The organism is Sphingobium sp. 22B (assembly GCF_001580035.1).
GTDB classification, from domain to species: Bacteria; Pseudomonadota; Alphaproteobacteria; order Sphingomonadales; family Sphingomonadaceae; genus Sphingobium; species Sphingobium fuliginis.
Genome location: NZ_LTAB01000046.1, coordinates 1 through 20,368 on the forward strand (window position 1 = coordinate 1; position 20,368 = coordinate 20,368).

A 20,368-nucleotide genomic window follows, 5' to 3' on the forward strand; every position below is an offset into this window, starting at 1 on the left:
GGCGGGCGCGACATCAGCGTGAATTTTCAACGGCTAAGCTGGAAGCTCGCTGCGCTCGCACCCACCCCTAACCCCTCCCGCCTGCGGGAGGGGAAGGTCTTGGATTGGCCAATTTCCCGACATTCTGAATCTCTTCCACGCGGCCTAACCGCCTGGAACATGCGCCCTATGCTGACGGAAACGCGCCGGTCCCCGTCAGCGACATCAGCAACGACCCTCAGGCAGAGGCGGGATAGACGCCGCGCTTTTCCACCAGGCGGGCCAGATGCCAGTCCCGGTCGCCCAACAGCGCGTCGATGGCGGTCAGCCGCTTGAAGGCGTGGCCGACCTTATATTCGGCGGTGATGCCGATGGCGCCATGCATCTGCACCGCTTCCTGCCCGATGATGCGGCCTGACTTGCCGATCTGCGCCTTGGCTGCGGAGATGTTGCGGCTCCGTTGATCGGCATCGCTGTCGAGCGACAGTGCCGCAAGGATCGCCATGCTGCGCGACAGTTCAAGCTGCATCAGCATTTCGACGGCGCGATGCTGGAGCGCCTGGAAGCTGCCGATGGCGACGCCGAATTGCTGGCGGGTCTTGAGATAGTCGACGGTGACATCCAACGTCTCCGCCATGGCGCCGACCGATTCCGCCACCAGTGCAGCGGTCGCTTCCTCGAACACGCGGGCCAATATGCCCTCCCCCTGCCCCGCCGCGCCGATGAGCGCGTCTTTCGGGACATTGACGCCCGACAGGGCGAGCGTGGCGACCGGCACGCCATCATAGCCGCGCTTCCCCTCGACCGTCACGCCAGCCGCCGCCGCATCCACGAGGAAGAGCGAAAGGCCCTCTCCCGTCATCGCGCTCACGATGAACGTATCGGCGCTCTGCCCATGCAGGACCGCGATCTTGCGGCCATCGAGCGTCCATCCATCGCCCGACGCAGACGCGGTCGTGCGCGCCGCCAGCGTATGGCGCGGCAGGCCCTTCTCGCCATGCGCCAGCGTCAGGATGCGCTCGCCAGCCGCAATGCCCGGAACGATGTCCCCGCGCTGCTGCGCTGACGCGCCATGGCGCAGCACGCCGCCCGCCAGCACCACGGTTGCGAAATAGGGTTCGACCATCAGGCCGCGCCCCAGCGCCTCCATGACGATCATCATCTCCACGCCGCCGCCGCCGAAGCCGCCATCTTCTTCCGCGAACGGTAGCGCGAGCAGGCCCATCTCCGCAAGACCTGCATAGGCATCCCGGCTCCAGCCATCGGGCGTCCTGAGCGCATGTTCGCGCTTCTGGAAGTCGTAGGTTTCCGCCACGAACCGCGTGACGGTTTCCTGCAGCATCTTCTGTTCGTCGTTCAGGTCGAAATCCATGGCGCGTCAAAGTCCCAGCATGGTCTTGGCGATGATGTTCTTCTGGACCTCATTGGACCCACCGAAGATCGACACCTTGCGCATCGTGAAATAGAAAGGAGCGGCGGCGTTGACCCAACCATCGTCCGGATCGTTAGGCGCATGGTCATGGTCGGGCATGGCGAGGCCAGCCGGGCCTGCCAGCTCAGCGACCAGTTCGGTCATGCGCTGCTGCATTTCCGTGCCCTTGACCTTCAGGATGGACGCCGCCGCGTTGGCGCCGCCGCCATGGGCATCGGCGGCGACGACGCGCAACTGGGTCAGTTCCAGCGCCCGCAATTCCACCTCCACCTCCGCAAGCTTGTGCGCAAGGCGGCGCTGTTCTTCGTCGGTCAGGGTGCCGTCCGCGGCAAGGCGGCTCTCCAGCGCGCGCAGTTGCGAAAGCCTTTCCTTGGAAAGACCGATGCGGGCGATGCCGCTGCGTTCGCTGCCCAGCAGATGCTTGGCGACGTCCCAGCCCCGGCCTTCCTCGCCAATGACATTCTCCACCGGCACGCGCACATCGTCGAAGAAGACTTCATTGGCGTCATGCTCGCCGTCGATCGTCTCGATCGGGCGGACGGTGATGCCCGGCGTCTTCATGTCCAGCAGCAGGAAGGTGATGCCCTGCTGCTTCTTGCCGCTGCTGTCGGTGCGGAACAGGCCGAACATCCAGTCCGCATGCTGGGCCTGTGTCGTCCAGATCTTCTGTCCGTTGAGGACATAATGATCGCCGTCTCGAACCGCCGTCGTCTTGAGGCTGGCAAGGTCGGAACCAGCGCCGGGTTCGGAAAAGCCCTGGCACCACCAGATGTCGATATTGGCGGTGGCCGCCAGGAACCGGTCCTTCTGCGCCGGCGTGCCGAACTTGCACAGCACCGGACCGATCATGTTGACATTGAACGGCGATCCTTCCGGGGCATGGGCCAACGCCATCTCCTCCTGAAAGATATAGCGCTGAGCCGGGGTCCAGGCCTGCCCGCCATATTCGACGGGCCAATGCGTCGCGGCCCATCCCCGCGCGTTGAGGATGCGTTGCCACCGGACCGTATCCTCCTTGGTCAGATGATCGCGGTTGATCATCTTGCGCCGCAGATCCTCTGGGAGGGCATCCTTGAGGAAGGTCCGCACCTCATCGCGGAAGGCCGTTTCCTCGGGCGTAAAATCCAGTTTCATCGCGCTGTTCCCATATAAGAACCCCTTCCCCAGCAGGCATTAGGCTCCCAAGTCAACGGCGCGACCAAGGCCTTCACATGCCCGATATCATTGCGTCAGATCGAACAGCACGCGCCCGCCCCCGCCCGTCCGGGCAAGCGCAATCCCCTCCTCCGCACGGGACAGCGGAACGATGGCGCGCACCGGCAGGGACGGCGGATCGGCGGCATGGAGCGCGGCCAGTTCCCCGAACATGGCGTGCACGCCCTCAACACCCATGGCCTCCTCCGCAGGGCGAAGGCTGAAGCCCAAGATCGAGAGACCGCCGCCGGTCAGCAATTGCGAACGAACCTGGATCGGCTCGCCGGAGAGATGGCCGAACAGCAACAGCCGGCCGCCCGGCGCCAGGCAGCTTGCAAGCCGGCCGGTCGCCGCGCCCGCCACGCAATCGAGTGCGGCGCGGACAGGCCGCCCGCCCGACGCCGCCAATGCGCGCTCCGCCAGACCGTCGCCGTCCAACAGCGCATCGGGTATCGCGGGATGCGGCCTTCGCACGACATCGACAACCTTGACGTCCATGCGCGCGGCAAAGGTGCGAACCCAATGCGCCACGACCGATCCCGCGCCATGCTGGACCAGCGCGTCACCCGGACGCACGCCCGCGTTGCGCAGGAGGAGATAAGCGGTCGGAGGATTGATCCGCAGCATCGCCGCCTGCACGGGATCGAATCCGGCCGGCAGAGCTATCAGAAGGCGGCGGGGCAAAAGGCGCATCGCACACCAGTTGCCCCGACCAAGCACCATCACCAGATCGCCCGGACGAAGGTCGGCAACGGCTTCGCCCACTGCCTCCACCAGCCCCGCGCCCTCGGCTCCCAGCGGTTGGTCATGCGGCAGATCAAAGGAATATCCGCCTTCAATCGCCAGAAGGTCAGCCGGATTGACAGGCGCATAGGCCATGCGCACCAGCACTTCATCATTCCGGGGCACGGACGGCGCCGGCGCCTCCGCAAGGCGGACATGCCCCTTTCCGCAGGGCAGCACCGCGCGGTTCACGCCGATACCGGCCCTGCGCTCAGGCGAAATGCCGCCGGTAGCTGGCGATCTTGATCGTCTCGGGCATTTTCACGACATTGCTGCTGTCCCGCTCCAGCCCGTCTTCCTCCTGATGCAGTTCGGCAATCCGGGCTTTGCGGCTGATCAGCAGGTCCAGCATTTCCTGTCCGCGCTCCGCAATCACGGACGGCCGGGCGATGACGCTGACGGTCAGCCGATCCATATTCCGGCCGAAAGGCAGCAATACAGCGACGCAGCCGACCCCGTCCCGATCCTGTTCGATGGCCCAGCCCTTTTCACGCAGCACGGCGAATTCGGACAGAAGCTCGGCAAGGCGGACATGCCGGGACAGGTCTGTTTCCTCCGCGTTCAGGCGGTGGACCGCGGAACGGATGCCTTCATTGCGGTAGCTCGAAAGCAGCAGCCGCCCCTGCGTGCTGTGCAGGATGGACAGCTGATCGCCCGCATGAGCATCGAGCGCATCCTCATTATTGCCGTGGATGACATGCAGATGCTGCAGCACATAGTTGGAACTCGTCGACAGCAGCACCGTTTCGCCCGTCAGCTTGGCGATCTCGTCGATTGCGGACAGCACCGGCCCGCCACGGAACAATGAAGGCTTCACCCAGGCGCCGAGCAGGGCGACCCGCGCGGTCGGACTGTAGGTCCGGCGAACGCGATTATAGTGGAGATAGCCCAGCCGCGTCAGGCAGCGGAGCAGTTCGGATGTGCTGGATTGCGGATAGTTCAGCGTGCGCGACATTTCCATGACGGTGGCGACGCGGCGATCCTGGTCGAAATATTCCAGGATCTCCAGCACTCGATGCGCGGATTTGATGGTCCGGGATGCGCTGGTGGCCATTGGCTTTCCTCTTCCTCCCGCGGATGCATGAAATTGCATCTGCTGCACGGATTTTCGTACCGCATCATGAATATAATGTCCAACGGTTTTTCGAATTGCGTTCGAATTTTCGAACAGCTATGCAATGCGAGGTGAGACCGGAAAGGTGAACAGGGGACGATGCAGCAGGCCAAATCAGAGGAAACCCGCGCCCGCGGACCGAAGGCGATCACCCGCGTGCTCGATCTGCTGGCCCTGCTGGCAGGCAAGCAGGACGGCATGAGCCTGTCCGAACTCAGCGCGGTCATGACGGTGCCCAAGAGCACATTCATCGACACGCTGCGGGGCCTGTGCGACATGCATTATCTGTCCTGTCAGGAGGGGCGATACCGACTGGGTCCGGCGGCCTATCATTTCGCCAGCCGGATCGTGCGTCATTGGTCGGCGCCGGAACTCATCCGCGCCCTGGTCAAGCAGCTCGCCTCCGAAACCCGCGAGTCGGTGGGGTTCGCCATTGCCGATTGGGAAATCGGGCAGGCCATCTATACCGAGGCGAGCAACAGCCCGCAGCCGGTGCGATATGCCATGCAGGCAGGGCTGCGTGCGCCGCTCTACGCCAGCGCTGCCGGGCGCGTCCTCATGGCCTTTGCCAGCCCCGAACAGGTGGAGGAATATCTGGCCCGCGCCCATCTCAGGAAGTTGACGGACAGCACGCGGACCGACCCCGATGTCATCCGCGCCGGCCTCGCGGCGATACGCGAACAGGGCTATTGCGCCAGCTTCGGGGAGATGTTGAGCGATACCGCGGCCCTGGCGGTGCCGGTCATGGGCCCTGACGGCGATCTGCTGGGGGCGCTCATGCTGGCGGCTCCGCTGGACCGGATGAAGCAGAATTTCGAACGGCTTCTGAATGCCACGGTGGAGGCGGGCCGCCACGCCTCAGCGGGAAGCTGACGCGCGGCGACGGGCCGGATCAGGTTCAGACCGGCAGGCCCATGAAGCGCATGCCGTTTTCATACATGACCTTGCGGACATCCGATGCCGACAGGTCCCTGCACGCCTCCTCCGCGAACAGGCGCGGTTCCGCGACGCCTTCCGCATGGGGATAGTCCGATCCCATCATCACCCAATCGGCATTGCCGACCTGATCGATGATGGATTTCAGATCGTCCTCCGGATAGGCGACGACCGACACATGCCGGGCGAAAATGGCGCTCGGCCGGTCCTTCAACTGGCCGGCGGGCCAATGGCCGTTCTTTGCGATGCCCCGGCACTTGTCCATCTTCACCAGCATGGACGGAACCCATTCGGCGCCATTTTCGGCCGACAATAGCCTTACATTGGGAAAGCGTTCGAAGAAGTTCCAGAAGATGAAGCTCGACAGCGTCTCGATCACCGGCCGTTCCGAATAGCCGTGCATCCACACGAAGGCGGACTGCCGGATGCGCGACTGCTGCATCCCCTCCCCCCACAGCGCCATATGGTCCTTCATGTAGATGGCTTCGGAAACATGGAAGACGACGCGGATGCCGGCTTCATTGGCGATCGCCCAGAAGGGATCGTGATCCGGATGCGCGGGCGCCTTGCCGTTATAGGGGCCCATCGGCATCAGGATGAGCTTCGCGCCCTTGGCGACGACATCCTTCAGCGCCTTGCAGGCTTCCTCGACATTGTCGAGCGTCATGATGGGGCATGAGAAGATGCGGTCGTTGTAATTATACTTCCACTGGTCGTACATCCAGCCATTATAGGCGTTCAATACCGGATAGGCATAGCGCGGGTCGTCCAGGAAACTGATGGCCGTGATCATGTTGCCGACGAAGAGGATGGACGAACGCACATCCCAGGCATCGAGCAGTTTCACCCGTTCCCCCGGCTCGACCATGGCCGGGGTCTTGGGCACATGCATGTCGATCTCGGCCTTGCCCTCCTTCATGGCGCGCAGCCATTCATGCAGCTTGCCGGGCGCGGGAACGCGGCCATCCTCGAACAGATGGTCGGCGCTGATCTCCACCTTGCGCGGCCCCACATACATGGCGAAGTCGCCGTCCGGTCCTGTCTTGAACGTGACGCCATAACGTTCGGCGGCGTCTTGGGGCAGATATTTCGTCCATGCCTCATCCGTTTCCCAGAAATGCGTATCGGCATCGAAGATCGGACCGGAATAAACGGGCGAAGTTTCCGCCGCTTCGATTTGTGCAGACATGATGTTCCTTCCCCAAAACCATGACGGACCACGCCGCCATCAAACCCGGGTGCCCAGTGTCGAAACCTGTAATTGTCGAAATCTATATAGGCATGGCTGCATGGCGCGAATATCGGCCCCGCCCTGCCATCACATAGGCGATGGGATGCCGATGCCATCAGATGGCCGATCAGTGTGTGTTACCCTCCGATGGCAGTGGCGGCGTTATTGACGCGGGCACGCCGCCACCCATAGGCCAGACAATCAAAACGCATGGAGGCAATGGATGGCTGAGCTGGACGAGAAACAGAAATCGGGCGTCGACTTCATCAGCGGCATCATGGGCGAAGGGTTCGGCAACGCCTTTCGGGAAGCCTGCACCGCTGACCGTTTCGGCTCGCCCATTCCGCGCATGGCGGCAAGCTGGGCCTTTCACGACGCGTGGCAGCATCAGGGCCTAGCGCCCAGGGAAAAGAGCATGGCCGTCATATCGGCGCTCATCGCCATGCGACAGTCGCTGGAACTGAAGAACCACGTCAAGATCGGCATCGCCAACGGACTGACGGCGCAAGAGCTGGAGGGATTGCTGGTGCAGCTTACCCCCTATGTCGGCTTCCCCTGCATCGCCTCCGCCACGACGGCGGTCATCGAGGCGATGCGGGAAGCGGGCGTGTCCCCGGACGTACAGACGGCCGAGGAAAAGGGGCTGTTGTGACCGGCGCGACGACCATGGCGAATCCGCATTTTTCCGACCTGACGAAGACGCTGGAACACACATTGCCGCAGGTCATCGCCCATGTCGCGGCACGCTATGGCAGCACGCCCTTCATCATAGGCGAGGACGGAGCGCGGATCAGCTTCGCGCAATATAAGGAGCGGGTGGACGGTCTTGCCCGCGCCCTGATCGCCCAAGGCGTGGCCCATGGCGACCGGGTGGCGATCTGGGCGCCCAACAGCCCGGAATGGATGATCGCGGCGGCGGCGGCGGAAAGCATCGGCGCGATCATGGTGCCGGTCAATACCCGCTTCAAGGGTGGGGAAGCGCTCTACATATTGGCGAAGACGCGCGCCAAGATCCTGTTCACCGTGACGGGATTTCTGGGCAATGACTATGCCGCCATGCTGGTTCAGGCGGGCGGCGGCGCAGGCGAAACCGGGCCGGTGCGCGACCTGCCGGGGTTGAGCCATATCGTGGCGCTGGACGGGCCTGCCTTCGCCGCCTTCCAGCGCGAACAGGCGGACGAGGCAGAGCTGGCGGCGCGGATCGCGGCCGTGACGCCGCAGACCATCGCGGACATTCTTTTCACCAGCGGCACCACCGGGCAGCCGAAGGGCGCGATGCACAATCATGGGCAGGCGCTGTGGGTGCCGGCCATCTGGAACGAATCCAACGACCTGCGGGCCGGCGACCGCATGGCCATCGTCAATCCCTTCTTCCACAGCTTCGGTTACCGGTCGGGCTGGATTTCCGCGCTGGTCGCGGGAATCACCGTCTATCCGCTGGCGACATTCGACGCGGAAGCGCTGCTGGGGCTGATCGAGCGTGAGAAGATCAGTGTGCTGATGGGACCGCCGACCATCTTCTTCTCGCTGATGGAGAATCCACGTTTCGGCGCGTTCGACATCTCATCCCTGCGGGTCGGGCATACGGGCGCATCCAATGTTCCGGTGGAGTTGATCCGCGCCGGGCGGGAAATATTCGGGTTCGACCTGTTCCTGACCAGCTTCGGCCAGACCGAATGCACGGCGCTGGCCACAGTCAACTATCCCGACGCCAGCTTTGAAACCATTGCGAAGACGGTCGGCAAGCCTTTGCCCGGCGTCGAACTGCGCATCGTCGATACGGACGGCAATCCGTTGCCTCCCGGAGAAAGCGGCGAACTGCTGATTCGCGGGCCGGTGGTCATGCAGGGCTATTTCGAGGAGCCGGAGCAGACCGCGGCGACGATCGACGCGGATGGCTGGCTTCATAGCGGCGATGTCGGGTGCATTGGCGAGGACGGCACGCTCCGTATTCTCGACCGCCTCAAGGATGTCGTCATCGTCGGCGGATTCAACGCCTATCCGGCGGAGATCGAGAATATCCTGCGCAAACATCCCGCCATCGCTGATGTGTGCATCATCGGCTGGCCCGACGATCGCATGGGCGAGGTCTGCGCCGCCTGCGTCATCCTGAAGCATGGCGCGACGCTGACGCTGGCCGAACTGACGGCCTGGAGCCGCGAGCAGATGGCGAATTACAAGGTGCCGCGCCATCTGTTCCTGGTGGATGACTTTCCGCGCACGCCTTTGGGGAAAATCCAGAAATTCCTGCTGCGCGACCAGGCGAAGGCCCGAGCCGCGGGCTGATCACAGAATGGAAGCGAGCATGACCATGAAATTCAAGGGCGACTTCTATCAGATCGGCGTCGTCGTGCGCGACATCGATGCAGGCATGGCGCATTATCGCAATCTGCTGGGCCTTGGGCCTTTCTGGCGGCTCGATACCGATTATGAAGGGCGCTATCGCGACTGGCGCGGGCGCTTCGCCAATAGGAACGCCTTCACCAAATGGGGCGACGTCTATCTGGAAATGATCGAGCCGGTGGTCGGCCAGGGGAATGCCAGGGAATGGCTGGAAACGCGCGGTGAAGGCATTTTCCATCTCGGCTATGCGGTCGACGACCTGTCGCAGCGACCCGATGGCGTCGATTGCGTGTTCGAAAGCTGGGGCGCCAAAATGCCCAATGGTGATGCGGCGGTGATCCACCTCGATACGGTGGAGCAGCTTGGCTATTATGTGGAGCTTTCGGACCGCGCTTTGGTCGACAGACTGAACGCCAGAATCGACAAGTTCATGAATGAACTGGCGATATGAACGCGCGCTGCGTCTCCTATTTGCCCTAAGGCAATAGGAGACGCAGATCGTGGTCCAGCGCCGCCTGCCCGAAGCGGGCCGCATAGGCGGTGTTGACGGCCTCGGTCTGAAACCGCACCTCATTGGTGAGGAAGATGAACAGGCCCCACAGGATAGACCGCCTGTAGTCGAGCCAGGCCGCTTCCCAATCCAGAACGGGACCACCCTCCCGCGCCAGCGCGTCGAGATAGATACGCAGCAGATCGCCTTCCCATGCGGCGCGGTCAGCCAGGTCGGCGGCGCAGACGATATGATAGGAGACTTCATGGTGCCAGGCGGTCTGCGCCACCTGCGCGTCGAAATAGCCGGGCGTGCCGTCCTCCAATATGTAGAGATTGCCCAGATGCGTGTCGCCATGGATCAGGCAGCGGGGCTGGGCGCGCTGAATCTCCCCTATGGTCATCAGCGCCCGTTCCATCCAGTCGCGGTCGTGCAGCCGGGTGGAGACGGCCGCGCCACGCGGCAAGGCCATATAATGCGCCCAGACATCGGGCAGGAGATAACGGCGCATATAGTCCAGCCCCCAACCGTCGAACCGGCTGGCGATGTCGGCCCAGCGGCCACCGGGCCGGAAATGGGGTGAAGCCCAGGTCGCGGCATGATAGGCGGCCATAGTCTGCATGCGGCGGGCGATCTGGTCGAACCGTTGCGGGCGCAAAGCGTCGCAGAAATCGACGCCGGGGCGCTTCAGATCCTCCATGATGACGATGGATTGGTGCGAATGGGGGTCGGTGCCAGCGAAATAGGCGCGCGGCGACGGCATGGGGATGAGCGGCTGGATGTCGGCGTAGAAGCGCGTTTCATTGGCGTACATCGCCGCCATCTTCGGGCTATGCTCCTCAAAGCCGCCCTTGACGATCAGGGTTTCGCCAATCTGCCCGGCGCCCTCCCCTTCCACGGCGAGGCGAACGCGAATCTTGGTCGATGTGCCGAGAATGACATCGATCACCTGCGATTCAACAACGGATATATGAGGCAGCCGCTGGCGCAAGGCGCGGGTCAGCCACGCGCTGTCGATCTGCTGCGGCGTCAACGGCAGGGGTAGCGCATCGGCGGGATAAGCCTCACTCATCATTCTCTCCAGCATCGTTTCCGCACAGAATGCCAGACGGCGGCGTGCAAGAAAAAGGGGACGCAGAACTCTGCGCCCCCTTGATGCTTCACGGCCCGGTCCGGATCAGAATTTGAAGCCGACTTCCACGCCATAGGTGCGCGGTTCGCCGTAGACGCTGTTCTGGAAGCCCAGCCCTTCCGCGATGAGGCCCAGCACGCCGATGCGGTAGGTCTCGTTCAGCGCATTGTTGACGAAGGCCGCCACCGAAGCGCCCGAACCGCCGACATTGTTGAGTTCGGCGCGCAGGTTGATCAGCGAATAGGCGGGCTGCACGCCCTGTATCTCGAAGTCGTCGAGATAGATCTTGCTGCGCCAGGTATAGTTCAGGACGAAGTTGAGCTGGCCCAGATCTTCGCTGACCGGCGGCGAAATGGTTGCCGTGGCGCCGAGCTGATGCTTGGGCACCCCGCGCTGTTCGAACTCGGTCAGGCCGTTCAGCACGACCCGGCCTGCCCGGATGTCGACCTTCGTATAGGAATAGAAGGCCGCCAGCGAGAAGCTGTTGGTGCTGAAATTCGCCTCGAACTCGCCGCCGACATTGCGCTGCTTGGCGGTGTTGTCGACGATGGTGAAGACATTGCCGTCGATGAAGGTCGCGCGCTGCTTCTGCACGTCGCTGCCGTCCTGACGGAACAGGGCGGTGCTGGTGGTCAGGCGGCCCGCGCCCAGCCGGTGGTTGGTCTTCAGGCCGATTTCATATTCATCGACGAATTCGGGCAGGAACGGCCGCAGCGTGATCGCGTCGGTGGCCCGGGTCGAAAAGCCGCCCGCGCGGAAACCATGGCGATAGGACGCATAGGTGGTGACTTCCGGGCTCGGCTCATATTGCACCGTCGCGTCGTAGGTCCATTCCTTGAACGACTTGCTGTTGGTGAAGGAACATTGGCTGAGCGGAACCCGCTGAACGCCGGCAGTCGACGTATCGGTGTCGAACGAGCAGCGGCCGAAGGTGCCGTCAGCATTGGGATAGCTGGGCTGCGAAGGCGAAACGGTGATCTTGCGCTTGTCATAATTATAGCGAAGACCGCCGGACAGGCTGAGCTGATCCGTGACCTTGAAGGTGCCGGCGACGAATGCGGCCGCGGTGCGCGAATAGCCTTCGCCCGGATTGCTGGTGACGAACAGCGTCGCGTCTGTCGTCGCAGGATTGAGGCCGGCTCCCAGGATATTCAGTTGAGGCAGCGTATTGGCAAGCGAACCGTCAATGCCCTTTTCCTCGAAATAATAACCGCCGACGATGAGGTCGAGCCGGTTTTCGAACATCTTGGCCTGAAGTTGCAGTTCTTCGGAAATGTTGCGTGAACGCGCAAACTGATAAGGGGCGATCAGGAAGGCGGGAATGCCGTCATAATCCTGAACGGTATCCCGACGCTCCTTGCGATAACCGAAGATATTCTTCAGCGTCAGGCCGTCGGCCAGATCCCAGGTCGTCTTGTTGGTGATGCCCCAGTTCTTGATGCTCTCCCGCGGCAGGCCGAACACGTCGAGATTGCTGCCATTGCCCGACCCGGAATTGAGCGTGAAGCGGCGCGAGCGGAAAAGCTGCTGCGCCTCCGCGAACTGACCCGGAATATCCGCGAGCCTGGCATAGTTGTTGAGAGCCGAAGGATAGTTGATGGACGTCAGGAAAGACGCCGTGCCGTTTTCCCGCGACTTGAACCAGTCGAATATAGTCAGCGATTCGATGCCGTTGCCAGGCGAGACCAGCGCCGACACGCGGAACGTGTCGTAATTCTGGTTGTCGAGGCGCAGGCCGCTGCCGATGTCGCGCGCCCAGCCGTCGCGCTCGCGGGTCTTGCCCGCGAAGCGAAGGGCGACGGAATCCCCGACGGGCACATTCACCATGCCGAACAGGTCGTGCATGTCGTAATTGCCATATTGGCCGCGTACTTCGCCGGCGAATTCGCCCAGCTTCGGATGAGCAGGCTCGACCAGCACCGCGCCGCCGGTCATGTTGCGGCCGAAGAGCGTGCCCTGGACGCCCTTCAGAACCTGAACCGATTCCAGATCGTAAAGGCTGTTGCCGAAACCATAGGGGCGCGGCTGCACCACTTCAGCGAAATAGGTGCCGACCGGCGGGTCGGTGAAAAGCTGCGTTTCCTGCGTGCGCTGGCCGCGCAACGAGAAGGCGACGGTGTTGCGCTGGCTCTGCGCGCTCGTGATCGACAGCGAAGGGGTGCGATATTGCAGACCCTGAACGTCGGTCACGCCCGAGCGGGAAAGCTGTTCGCCCGAAATGGCGGAGACGGAAATCGGCACATCCTGGAGCGCTTCGTCGCGACGGCGCGCCGTGACCACGATGTCGCCGCTCGACACGCCTTCGGCCTGCGGCTGCGCATTATCCTGCGCGAAGGCAGGCGCGGATATGAACAGGGCCGCACAGGTCGCGGCAAGATAGCGTCGATAGGTCATTGCATCCTCTCAAGGACTGGATGGAACCGGCCAATAGGCTCTGCTCTGAAGCCGGCGAACGGATGAAAGCCAGCTAGCCTCATTTCCGGCCATGCCAAACCCTTGATTAGCGGATGTTATGCATCATCAGATACACGATCTTCTGATCGCCGGAGGAAGAGGATGAAGATTTGAGCGGATGGTTGATTCCAGGCCACAGTTCGGCCGCCGGCTTTTCGCTTTCCATTCCTTACGGTTACATGGGCATCAACGTTCCGACCAAAGCAAATCTCCAGATCTTTTTCGGATGCTTTTGTCCGGCCGCCCGGATATTTTCACTCAAACGCTGATCCTGCGCGACCAGGCGGCGCGCCGTGCGCGGAGTTGATCCTCGCGCTGCTGCCGGTTCGTCCGCGCGATGCCGGCGGGCAAATGCGCGTCCAGCCGGTCGAAGGGCAGGATGTCGAGCCAGTGAATCGGCCCAGCGCCCTGCTGCGTTTCCGGAAGACCCTGCCAGCGGATCATCGGCAACAGGTCGCGCAATCCGTCCGTCTGCACCCAATTAGCGACGCCCGGATCGCGCGCCGAAACGACCGTGGTGATCAGCCCGTCGGCATCGCGCGCCGCTTGTGCCGCGGAGAGGCCGCTCTGCAAAAGATGCGCGTCGATGGACCGGTACCACCACATCGCCAGTTGCAGGCTGCTATAGGCCGCGCCGGCGGGGTCGAAGCGGATGATCGCCGCCTGATCCTCCTCCAGACGAAGCCTTCCGATGCTGCTTGCCTGGGTGACGAGGCCGCCGACGCTGGCCGTGCGCATGGGTTGCGGCATGCTGTTGGCCGGACGTGCCGCCGACAGGCGGAAGAACCAGAAATAGAGCGGCACCTCTTCCCGCGCCCGCCGCAGCGCTTCGTCCAGCCGCTGCTCGAAGGAGAAATGCTGGGCGCCGGCCGCGTCGATCCGTTCGATCTCCAGTGCCAGTGGCGTCTCTCTTTCCCAATCCATCATCGAATCGCGCACGAACAGGAATTTGACGCGTGGATTGGTCGTCATGTGGTTGCGCCGCCCATTGGCGGGCTGATCGTCTATGATGATCGTAAAGCGACCGTCCTGCGTCACATCGATGCCGGGCAGTTCGACTGTCTGGATGGTCATCGATGTGCCCCAGTTCTCGACGAGCGTGAAGGACACATGCGCCGGGCAAGCGTCGATCACCCGGCCAGCGATCCGATAGCGGCCGCCATGTGCGATGCCCGCGAGGCGATAACAATTGTCGGGATTGTCGCCGCCCATCCGCGCATCGGGCACGACCGCGCCGTTCCAGCCATGGCCCGGCATGAAATTACGCACGAAGCGAGGCCGGACCGGATCGCGGGCCGCCGCCTTGAACAGGTAATTGCCGATCCACGCATCCATCGCCGCGTCGAAAAGCGGCTCGACCTCCGGCGGCACGTCGCCGCCATGACCCACGCGCCAGAGCTGCGCGCAATGGTCGCGCGCCGCCCTGGTTGCCGCATCGTCCCACATGGCGCGAACTTCCGCTTCGGCGGCGAACTGATCCGCATTGGCGATTGGATTGGTCATCAGCCCTCTCTCATGTCGGCATTCGGCATCAGGCCGAACGTCAGGCGAAGCGCCCCAGCCTGAACCGGCGCGAATAGCCCTCGAACGCCGTCTCGATCATTTCGCGGGTGAGGCCGAAAGGCTCCAGCGCATAATCGTAGCGGCCATAGCGGTTGGAGGCGTTGCCGGGATCGGCCAGCCAGGCCCGCATCCGCGCTTCGAATTCCCGTGTGCAATCCAGTTGCCAATGGCCATAGGCGCGGCGGATGACGTCCACCGGATCGCGCGTCAGGTCGTGGAAATCGACATGGAAGATGCGCGGATCGTCCACCAGCGGATTTTCCATCGTTTCGGACAGCGATGCGGCGATGCTTTCGACAAAGGCGGGGCCAAGAGCCTGGAAATCCATCTGCCAGTTGGTGATGCCGCCATAGAGCACGGCCGTGATCGCCATGATCGACGGATGAACCTGAACCGGGTCCCGGTGCGGCCAGATGCACAGCGCATCGGGATAGGCTTCGAACAGCGCGTCCAGAGCGAACTGGTGATAGATGCCCTTGACCACCCAATGACTGGTGGGCTGCCGCCACTGCAACTGCTGGAGGAACTGGCGGTGGAAGCGGTAGGCATCGGCAATATTGCTGGCGTCGAGGATCATCGCCAGCGCAGGCAGCTTGTACAGCAGCGAAGGATAGGCGTTCTGGAAGTCGAGGGTGAAGATTTCCTCGCATTCGATCGGGCAATGTCCGCGCTTGTCCCAATAGGGGTGCAGGGTCAGCAGACCGGGCGAGCGCATCAGCATCTCGTCCAGTTCCCGGGCGGCCAGTTCGATCCGTTCCGGCGTCGCTGGCACCTCGCCCGGCGGTGGACTGGGCGAATGGCTATGCCACCAGAGCGGTGCGCGGGCGCCAATATCCTCGGCCAGTAGCGAATGGATGAGCGTGGTGCCGGTACGGCCGAAGCCGATGACGAAAATGGGTCGCTCGATCTTCTCCTCGGCAATGGCGGGAATGCGCTTGCGGTCGGCGGCCAGGCGCAGGCGCGTCGATAACAGCTTGCGCAGTTGCAGTTCGACGTCGGCCTTCTGCTCCGCGCGCAGAGGGGGCTGGTCGTTCAGCCAGGCTATGAACCGCTCGACCCGTCCGACCAGCGCGGGATCGGGCGTATCGAAATGGCCGGCGATCATCTGCGAGCTACGAATGAGAGCCGAAGCGTCTATGCCGGTCGAAAGGGTAGCGACATTTCCAACCTTTTCCGACCTGCTCCGCATCATCCGCTCCTATTTAGTTTACCAAGATATGGAAACTGGATCGGATTGGCGCAGAAAAGTCAATGAACTCGCAGAACATCACATATCTGGAGGAGGGAATTCGGAACGATCGTTCTGATCGGCAGCGGCCACGACCGCTTCCGCGACCGTCAGGGATTCTATCATGGCCTGATATTGCTGATCGCTGAGCATCGTTGGCCAAAGGATGTGCGGAGCGGTGCGGTCGACCGCCACCAGCCTGGTGAGCGCGGCTCGACCTGCATGGGTCAATTCGATGAACAGGCCGCGCCGGTCGTCGGGATTGGGAACGCGGCGAATGAAGCCGAGCGCCTCCAGCCGGTCGACCCGCTTGGCGACGCCCGCCAGCGACATGAGGAAATAATGTTTGAGTGCAGTCGGCGCGATGCGATGGGGCGGCCCCACGCGGTACAACGCATCGAGCAGGAGCACGTCGCCCGAGGTCAGCCCCTCCCTTGCGGCGGACTGCGTCATATGCCGCTCCATGCTGCGGGCTAGGCGCAGCAGGCGCGTGGTGACGGAATAGGCGCGGACCAGCACGGGATCATAGTCGGTCGCCCAGGCCGCCAGCGCGGCCTGAAGCGGATCGGGATCGTGTCGGCCATTATCGTTCGGACCCGTATCGTTCAGGTGCGGAGCATCGCTGACCTGCGCCTGCGGGTCGGGCAGGATGCGAAAGGCCGGGCCGGGCGCCAGCCGCCGGTCGGTCGACCAGAGCAGCACGCCCGCCTCGATCAGTTGATCGACGCGCCGGGATGCCGAGGATTTGCTGGCATAGTCCCACAGCCGGGCAAGGCCCGCCATCGATGGAATGGTGCGATGCACCGCATAATGCGCCTCCAGCGCGGCGCGGCATGCCTCAAGGTCCCGCCGCCCTTCCCCAGTCCTGGCCCTTCCCGTCATCGCGCCACAAAGCCATAGGCCGATACGATCCGCAAGGGGCGGGCGCGATCCGCCTGCCCGGCCAAGGACCGAAATTCCCGCCCAGGCGAATTTTCCTGCTTCGGGAAAACCCGTTCCTGCCTGCGCGGGAACAGCTTGTGCCTCGGCCCTGATCGGGACAGGCTTTAGCCGAAGATGCTGTTCCCGAACCGCTCGCCATGCTGGATCAGGTCGCCATATTGCTTTTCGATGCACATCAGGCGCCGGAAATAATGGCCGATCGCATATTCATCGGTCAGGCCATAGCCGCCATGCACCTGAATGCCGTTGCGCGAGACGGTCTGCCCGGCCTCCCCGACGACGAGCCGCGCAGCGGAGAGCGCGGCGGACCGCCTCGCCTCATCCTGATCGGCATTGGCCAAGGCATGGTAGAGCATGGATCGCGCCTGATGGGCCGCGACGAAATTATCGGCCATGATATGCTGGATCGCCTGGAAGGAACCGATCGCGGCACCGAATTGCTTCCGCTCCTGAACATAGGCGCCGCAGATTTTGTTCGCTGCCTCCATCGCGCCCACCGCCTGGGCCATCAGCGCGATCGAAGCGCGGTCGATCGCCTCGCGCAGTACCGCCGAGCCGCGATTGCCGCCGATCAGCAGAGCCGCGGACGGCAACTTTACATCGGCAAGGACGATGTCGGACGCGCGGGTGCCGTCGATCAACGCATAGGACCGGGCGGAAAGGCCGGATGCATCGGCGGGCACGAGGAACAGGCCGATGCCCTCCTCTCCCTCGATGCGAGCCGAGACGATCAACCGCCCCGCGCCCGGTGCATCGAGCGCCATGATTTTAGCACCCGACAGAATATAACCGTCGCCCGAAGGACGAGCCTTTGTGCCCGTCACTTCGACATCGAGCGGATGAGCGCCATTTTCCTGATGCGCGAGCGCGACGCGCAGCGTGCCGCCCGCGATCTCCCCCAGCAATTCCAATGCGCGCGCTTCGTCCGCCGCCTGCTTGAACACATGATCGGCCAGGACGACCGTGCTGACATAGGGTTCGGTCGCCAGCGCCTTGCCAAGCGCGATGTTGAGCAGCGCAATATCCTCCATCGTGCCGTCCAGACCGCCCGCTGCCTCCGGCACCGGCAGGGCGAGCCAGCCCAGTTCCGCGAACTGCGCCCAGCGCGCCTCGTCAAAGCCCAGCGCGCTCGATCGCTGATGCCGCCAATATTCGACGTCGGCATTTTCGGACAGCAGCCGATCGGCGCTGTCCAGAAGCATCGCCTGAATGTCCGACTTCGCGAAATCCATTGTCCCTGTCTTCCCCTCAAAGGCCGAAGGCGAGCCTGGCCAGAATATTCTTTTGGATCTGCTTCGAGCCGCCATAGATGGTCGCCGCCCGGTTGATCAGCGCCACGGTGGTCCGGCCGGGCGCATAGTCGGGCCACACGTCCGTGGGCGCCGGCGGCGGGACGGGCGCGGCGTCGAAGAAGCGCAGCGACTTGGCACCCATGGCGTCGACCTGCAACATGGTGATTTCCTGCTGGAGTTCCGAGCCCCTGATCTTCAGCACGGAGGCGGCGGCAGCCTCCGGCGCGTCCAACTCCTCATGCGCCAGCACGCGCAGCACGGACCATTCCAGCGCGAGCAGATCCGCCTCCGCCTTCGCGAAGCGGGCCCGGAAGGCGGGATCGTCCGCGACGCGGCGGTCGCCCACGATTTCCCCAAGCGCGATGTCCTTCGCGCGGGCAAGCTCACGCTTGCTCCAGTAAATGAAACTGGACGTGGTACGCTCATGCTCCAGCAGGAACTTGGCATAGGTCCAGCCCATGCCCGGCTCCCCGATCAACTGGTCGGCGGGCACTTCGACATTGTCCAGGAACACCTCGCACAGATGCGCCTCGCCATTGATCTGCGGAATCTGGCGCACGGTGATGCCCGGCGTGTCCATCTTGATGATCAGGAAACTGATGCCGCGCTGCGGCTTTACAGTCTTGTCGGTGCGGACCAGGAAAAAGCCCCAGTCCGCATGTGCGGCGCCGCTGGTCCAGATCTTCTGCCCGTTGACGATATATTTGTCGCCGACCAGTTCGGCGCTGGTGCGCAGCGAGGCGAGATCGGAGCCCGACCCCGGTTCGGAAAAGCCCTGCGCCCACATCGTCGCGCCTTCGCGGATCATGGGCAGGAACCTGTCCTTCAGATAATCGGAACCATAGGTGTAGAGCACCGGCCCTAGCATATGCGTGCCGCCCCAGTCGAATTCGGGCGCGTCGGCCCTGTACAATTCCTCATTGAAGATGAAGAGCTGCATCGGAGTCCAGCCGCAGCCGCCAAACTCCACCGGCCAGTGCGGCACGGATCGGCCATGGGCGTTGAGGATGCGCATCCATTCCAGCAAGTCGGGCACGGCGGCGTTGTTGGCGACCTTCCGACGCTGGCGCTCCTTCATGTCGGCGGGCAAGACGCTGTCGATAAAGGCGCGCACTTCCGTCCGGAAGGTTTGAAGATCGGGATCGAGGCGCAATTCCATCGGATCGGCTCCGGCTGACTATAGGGTGATACCCGATTTCCATGGCCTGCACTCCCCAGGGGTGCAAGCAGGACGGGGAGCAGCATCATCCATGCGATGGTGCGGCGGCACGATTTGACAGCAGATAGTCGTCATGATGAAAATCATACATGCAAAATGCAGATAAAGAAGATGCGGATGCGGAACGCGGCAGCCTGATATGGATTTCGGGCGCGACCGAGGGCATCGGCCTGGGCCTGGCGCGCAACGTTCCCCATGGCGATGCGCGCATCATCAATTTGTCGCGGCGGCCGCATCCCCATCATGAGAGCATCTTCCTCGACCTGGCCGATCCCGAGAGCTGGGACAATGTCGGCGCGCATTTTGCCGATAGCCTCGCCAATTTTCGGGGTGCCCGCGCGATATTCATCCAGAACGCGCATATGAAGGGGATGACGGGCTTTGTCGGAGAGGTGCCGCCGGACGATTATGCCCGCGACATCACCGCGAATGTCGCCGCGCCATTGCGGCTGGGAGAGATGTTCCTGCGCGCGGTCGGAGAGAGCGGCTTTGCCGGAGAGGCGGGGCTGGTCATGATGTCCTCTTCCTCCGCCCGCTCTCCCACCATCGGACAAAGCGTCTATTGCGCCGGCAAGGCCGGCCTGGAAATGTGGGTGCGGGTGGCGCGCCGGGAACTGGCGATGCGGGATAGACGCAACGTCTGGGTCACGGCGGTGCGGCCCGGCTTCGTCGACACCCCCCTCACCCGGCATGTCGCGGCGATGGCCGACGACAATTATCCGATCGCTTCGCAGATGCGCAGGCAGATGGAACAGGGCATCGGCGTCATGGACATAGACAGCGCGGCGCGCCAAATCTGGGCCGCATTGCCGACGGACCAGTCGCTGCTGCTGTTCGGTGAGCAGGTGCGGCGGGAGGCATAGAGTTTGCCCTGCCCAGGCGGGGTGGATAATTCCAGACTCGCTGGACTGAGTGATTTGGGTGGATTGCGGACATTCCCCCTCCCGCAGGCGGGAGGGGGAATGTCCGCAATCCACCCAAATCACTCAGTCCAGCGAGTCTGGAATTATCCACCCCGCCTGGGCAGGGCAAACTC

The 20,368-nt window shown here is 63.2% G+C and carries 17 protein-coding genes; 5 read left to right on the plus strand and 12 right to left on the minus strand.

The genetic code is table 11. The features are described 5' to 3' along the window. Positions 1–217: 217 nt before the first annotated feature. From A0J57_RS23670 to A0J57_RS23685, 4 genes are all read right to left on the minus strand, one after another. Entirely contained in the window at positions 218–1,351 is a 1,134-nt protein-coding gene (locus tag A0J57_RS23670; RefSeq protein ID WP_061934294.1) for an acyl-CoA dehydrogenase family protein, read from the minus strand. Between the two features lie 6 nt (positions 1,352–1,357). After that, on the minus strand, positions 1,358–2,545 hold the full coding sequence (locus A0J57_RS23675; RefSeq protein ID WP_061934296.1) for an acyl-CoA dehydrogenase family protein: 1,188 nt from the start codon (positions 2,543–2,545) through the stop codon (positions 1,358–1,360). Positions 2,546–2,632: 87 nt separating this feature from the next. Further along, a complete protein-coding gene (locus A0J57_RS23680) occupies positions 2,633–3,580 on the minus strand; it encodes an alcohol dehydrogenase catalytic domain-containing protein (protein WP_061934298.1) in 948 nt (315 codons plus the stop codon). Positions 3,581–3,599: 19 nt separating this feature from the next. Next, on the minus strand, positions 3,600–4,442 hold the full coding sequence (locus A0J57_RS23685; protein WP_025550544.1) for an IclR family transcriptional regulator: 843 nt from the start codon (positions 4,440–4,442) through the stop codon (positions 3,600–3,602). Between the two features lie 159 nt (positions 4,443–4,601). Here A0J57_RS23685 and A0J57_RS23690 point away from each other — a divergent pair, with 159 nt between their 5' ends. After that, the gene (locus A0J57_RS23690; protein ID WP_061934300.1) at positions 4,602–5,375 is read left to right on the plus strand and encodes an IclR family transcriptional regulator; all 774 of its coding nucleotides are present in this window, start codon (positions 4,602–4,604) and stop codon (positions 5,373–5,375) included. Positions 5,376–5,400: 25 nt separating this feature from the next. Here the strand turns inward: A0J57_RS23690 and A0J57_RS23695 are convergent, their stop codons facing one another. Next, positions 5,401–6,627, minus strand: a complete 1,227-nt coding sequence (locus tag A0J57_RS23695) for an amidohydrolase family protein (RefSeq protein ID WP_061934302.1) — start codon at positions 6,625–6,627, stop codon at positions 5,401–5,403. 265 nt (positions 6,628–6,892) lie between these two features. Between A0J57_RS23695 and A0J57_RS23700 the strand changes: the two genes are divergently transcribed. Genes A0J57_RS23700 through A0J57_RS23710 form a run of 3 tightly spaced genes read left to right on the plus strand, consistent with a single transcriptional unit; the run spans position 6,893 to position 9,463 of the window. Next, positions 6,893–7,321, plus strand: a complete 429-nt coding sequence (locus A0J57_RS23700) for a carboxymuconolactone decarboxylase family protein (protein WP_025550538.1) — start codon at positions 6,893–6,895, stop codon at positions 7,319–7,321. After that, a complete protein-coding gene (locus A0J57_RS23705) occupies positions 7,318–8,955 on the plus strand; it encodes an AMP-binding protein (RefSeq protein ID WP_082718599.1) in 1,638 nt (545 codons plus the stop codon). The genes A0J57_RS23700 and A0J57_RS23705 overlap by 4 nt, the downstream gene beginning before the upstream one ends. Before the next feature lie 19 nt (positions 8,956–8,974). Continuing rightward, positions 8,975–9,463, plus strand: a complete 489-nt coding sequence (locus tag A0J57_RS23710; RefSeq protein ID WP_226870406.1) for a VOC family protein — start codon at positions 8,975–8,977, stop codon at positions 9,461–9,463. 25 nt (positions 9,464–9,488) lie between these two features. On the opposite strand, the gene A0J57_RS23715 is transcribed toward A0J57_RS23710, so the two are convergent. From A0J57_RS23715 to A0J57_RS23745, 7 genes are all read right to left on the minus strand, one after another. Continuing rightward, a complete protein-coding gene (locus A0J57_RS23715) occupies positions 9,489–10,574 on the minus strand; it encodes a phosphotransferase (RefSeq protein WP_061934545.1) in 1,086 nt (361 codons plus the stop codon). A gap of 105 nt (positions 10,575–10,679) precedes the next feature. Next, the gene (locus tag A0J57_RS23720; RefSeq protein WP_076605822.1) at positions 10,680–13,028 is read right to left on the minus strand and encodes a TonB-dependent receptor; all 2,349 of its coding nucleotides are present in this window, start codon (positions 13,026–13,028) and stop codon (positions 10,680–10,682) included. Positions 13,029–13,346: 318 nt separating this feature from the next. Beyond that, entirely contained in the window at positions 13,347–14,591 is a 1,245-nt protein-coding gene (locus tag A0J57_RS23725; protein WP_061934303.1) for a hypothetical protein, read from the minus strand. 40 nt (positions 14,592–14,631) lie between these two features. Then, positions 14,632–15,843 carry a sulfotransferase gene (locus A0J57_RS23730; RefSeq protein WP_235600947.1) on the minus strand — a complete coding sequence of 404 codons (1,212 nt, stop codon included), beginning with the start codon at positions 15,841–15,843 and terminating at the stop codon, positions 14,632–14,634. Positions 15,844–15,918: 75 nt separating this feature from the next. Further along, positions 15,919–16,761, minus strand: a complete 843-nt coding sequence (locus A0J57_RS23735; RefSeq protein ID WP_061934305.1) for a MarR family winged helix-turn-helix transcriptional regulator — start codon at positions 16,759–16,761, stop codon at positions 15,919–15,921. A 164-nt stretch (positions 16,762–16,925) separates the two neighbouring features. Next, positions 16,926–18,053, minus strand: a complete 1,128-nt coding sequence (locus A0J57_RS23740) for an acyl-CoA dehydrogenase family protein (protein ID WP_061934307.1) — start codon at positions 18,051–18,053, stop codon at positions 16,926–16,928. Between the two features lie 16 nt (positions 18,054–18,069). Continuing rightward, complete coding sequence (locus tag A0J57_RS23745; RefSeq protein WP_061934309.1) at positions 18,070–19,272, minus strand: acyl-CoA dehydrogenase family protein; 1,203 nt, start codon at positions 19,270–19,272, stop codon at positions 18,070–18,072. 149 nt (positions 19,273–19,421) lie between these two features. Between A0J57_RS23745 and A0J57_RS23750 the strand changes: the two genes are divergently transcribed. Continuing rightward, positions 19,422–20,195 (plus strand): SDR family oxidoreductase, encoded by a 774-nt coding sequence (locus tag A0J57_RS23750; protein WP_061934311.1) that lies wholly within the window; start codon positions 19,422–19,424, stop codon positions 20,193–20,195. Positions 20,196–20,368: the final 173 nt, after the last annotated feature.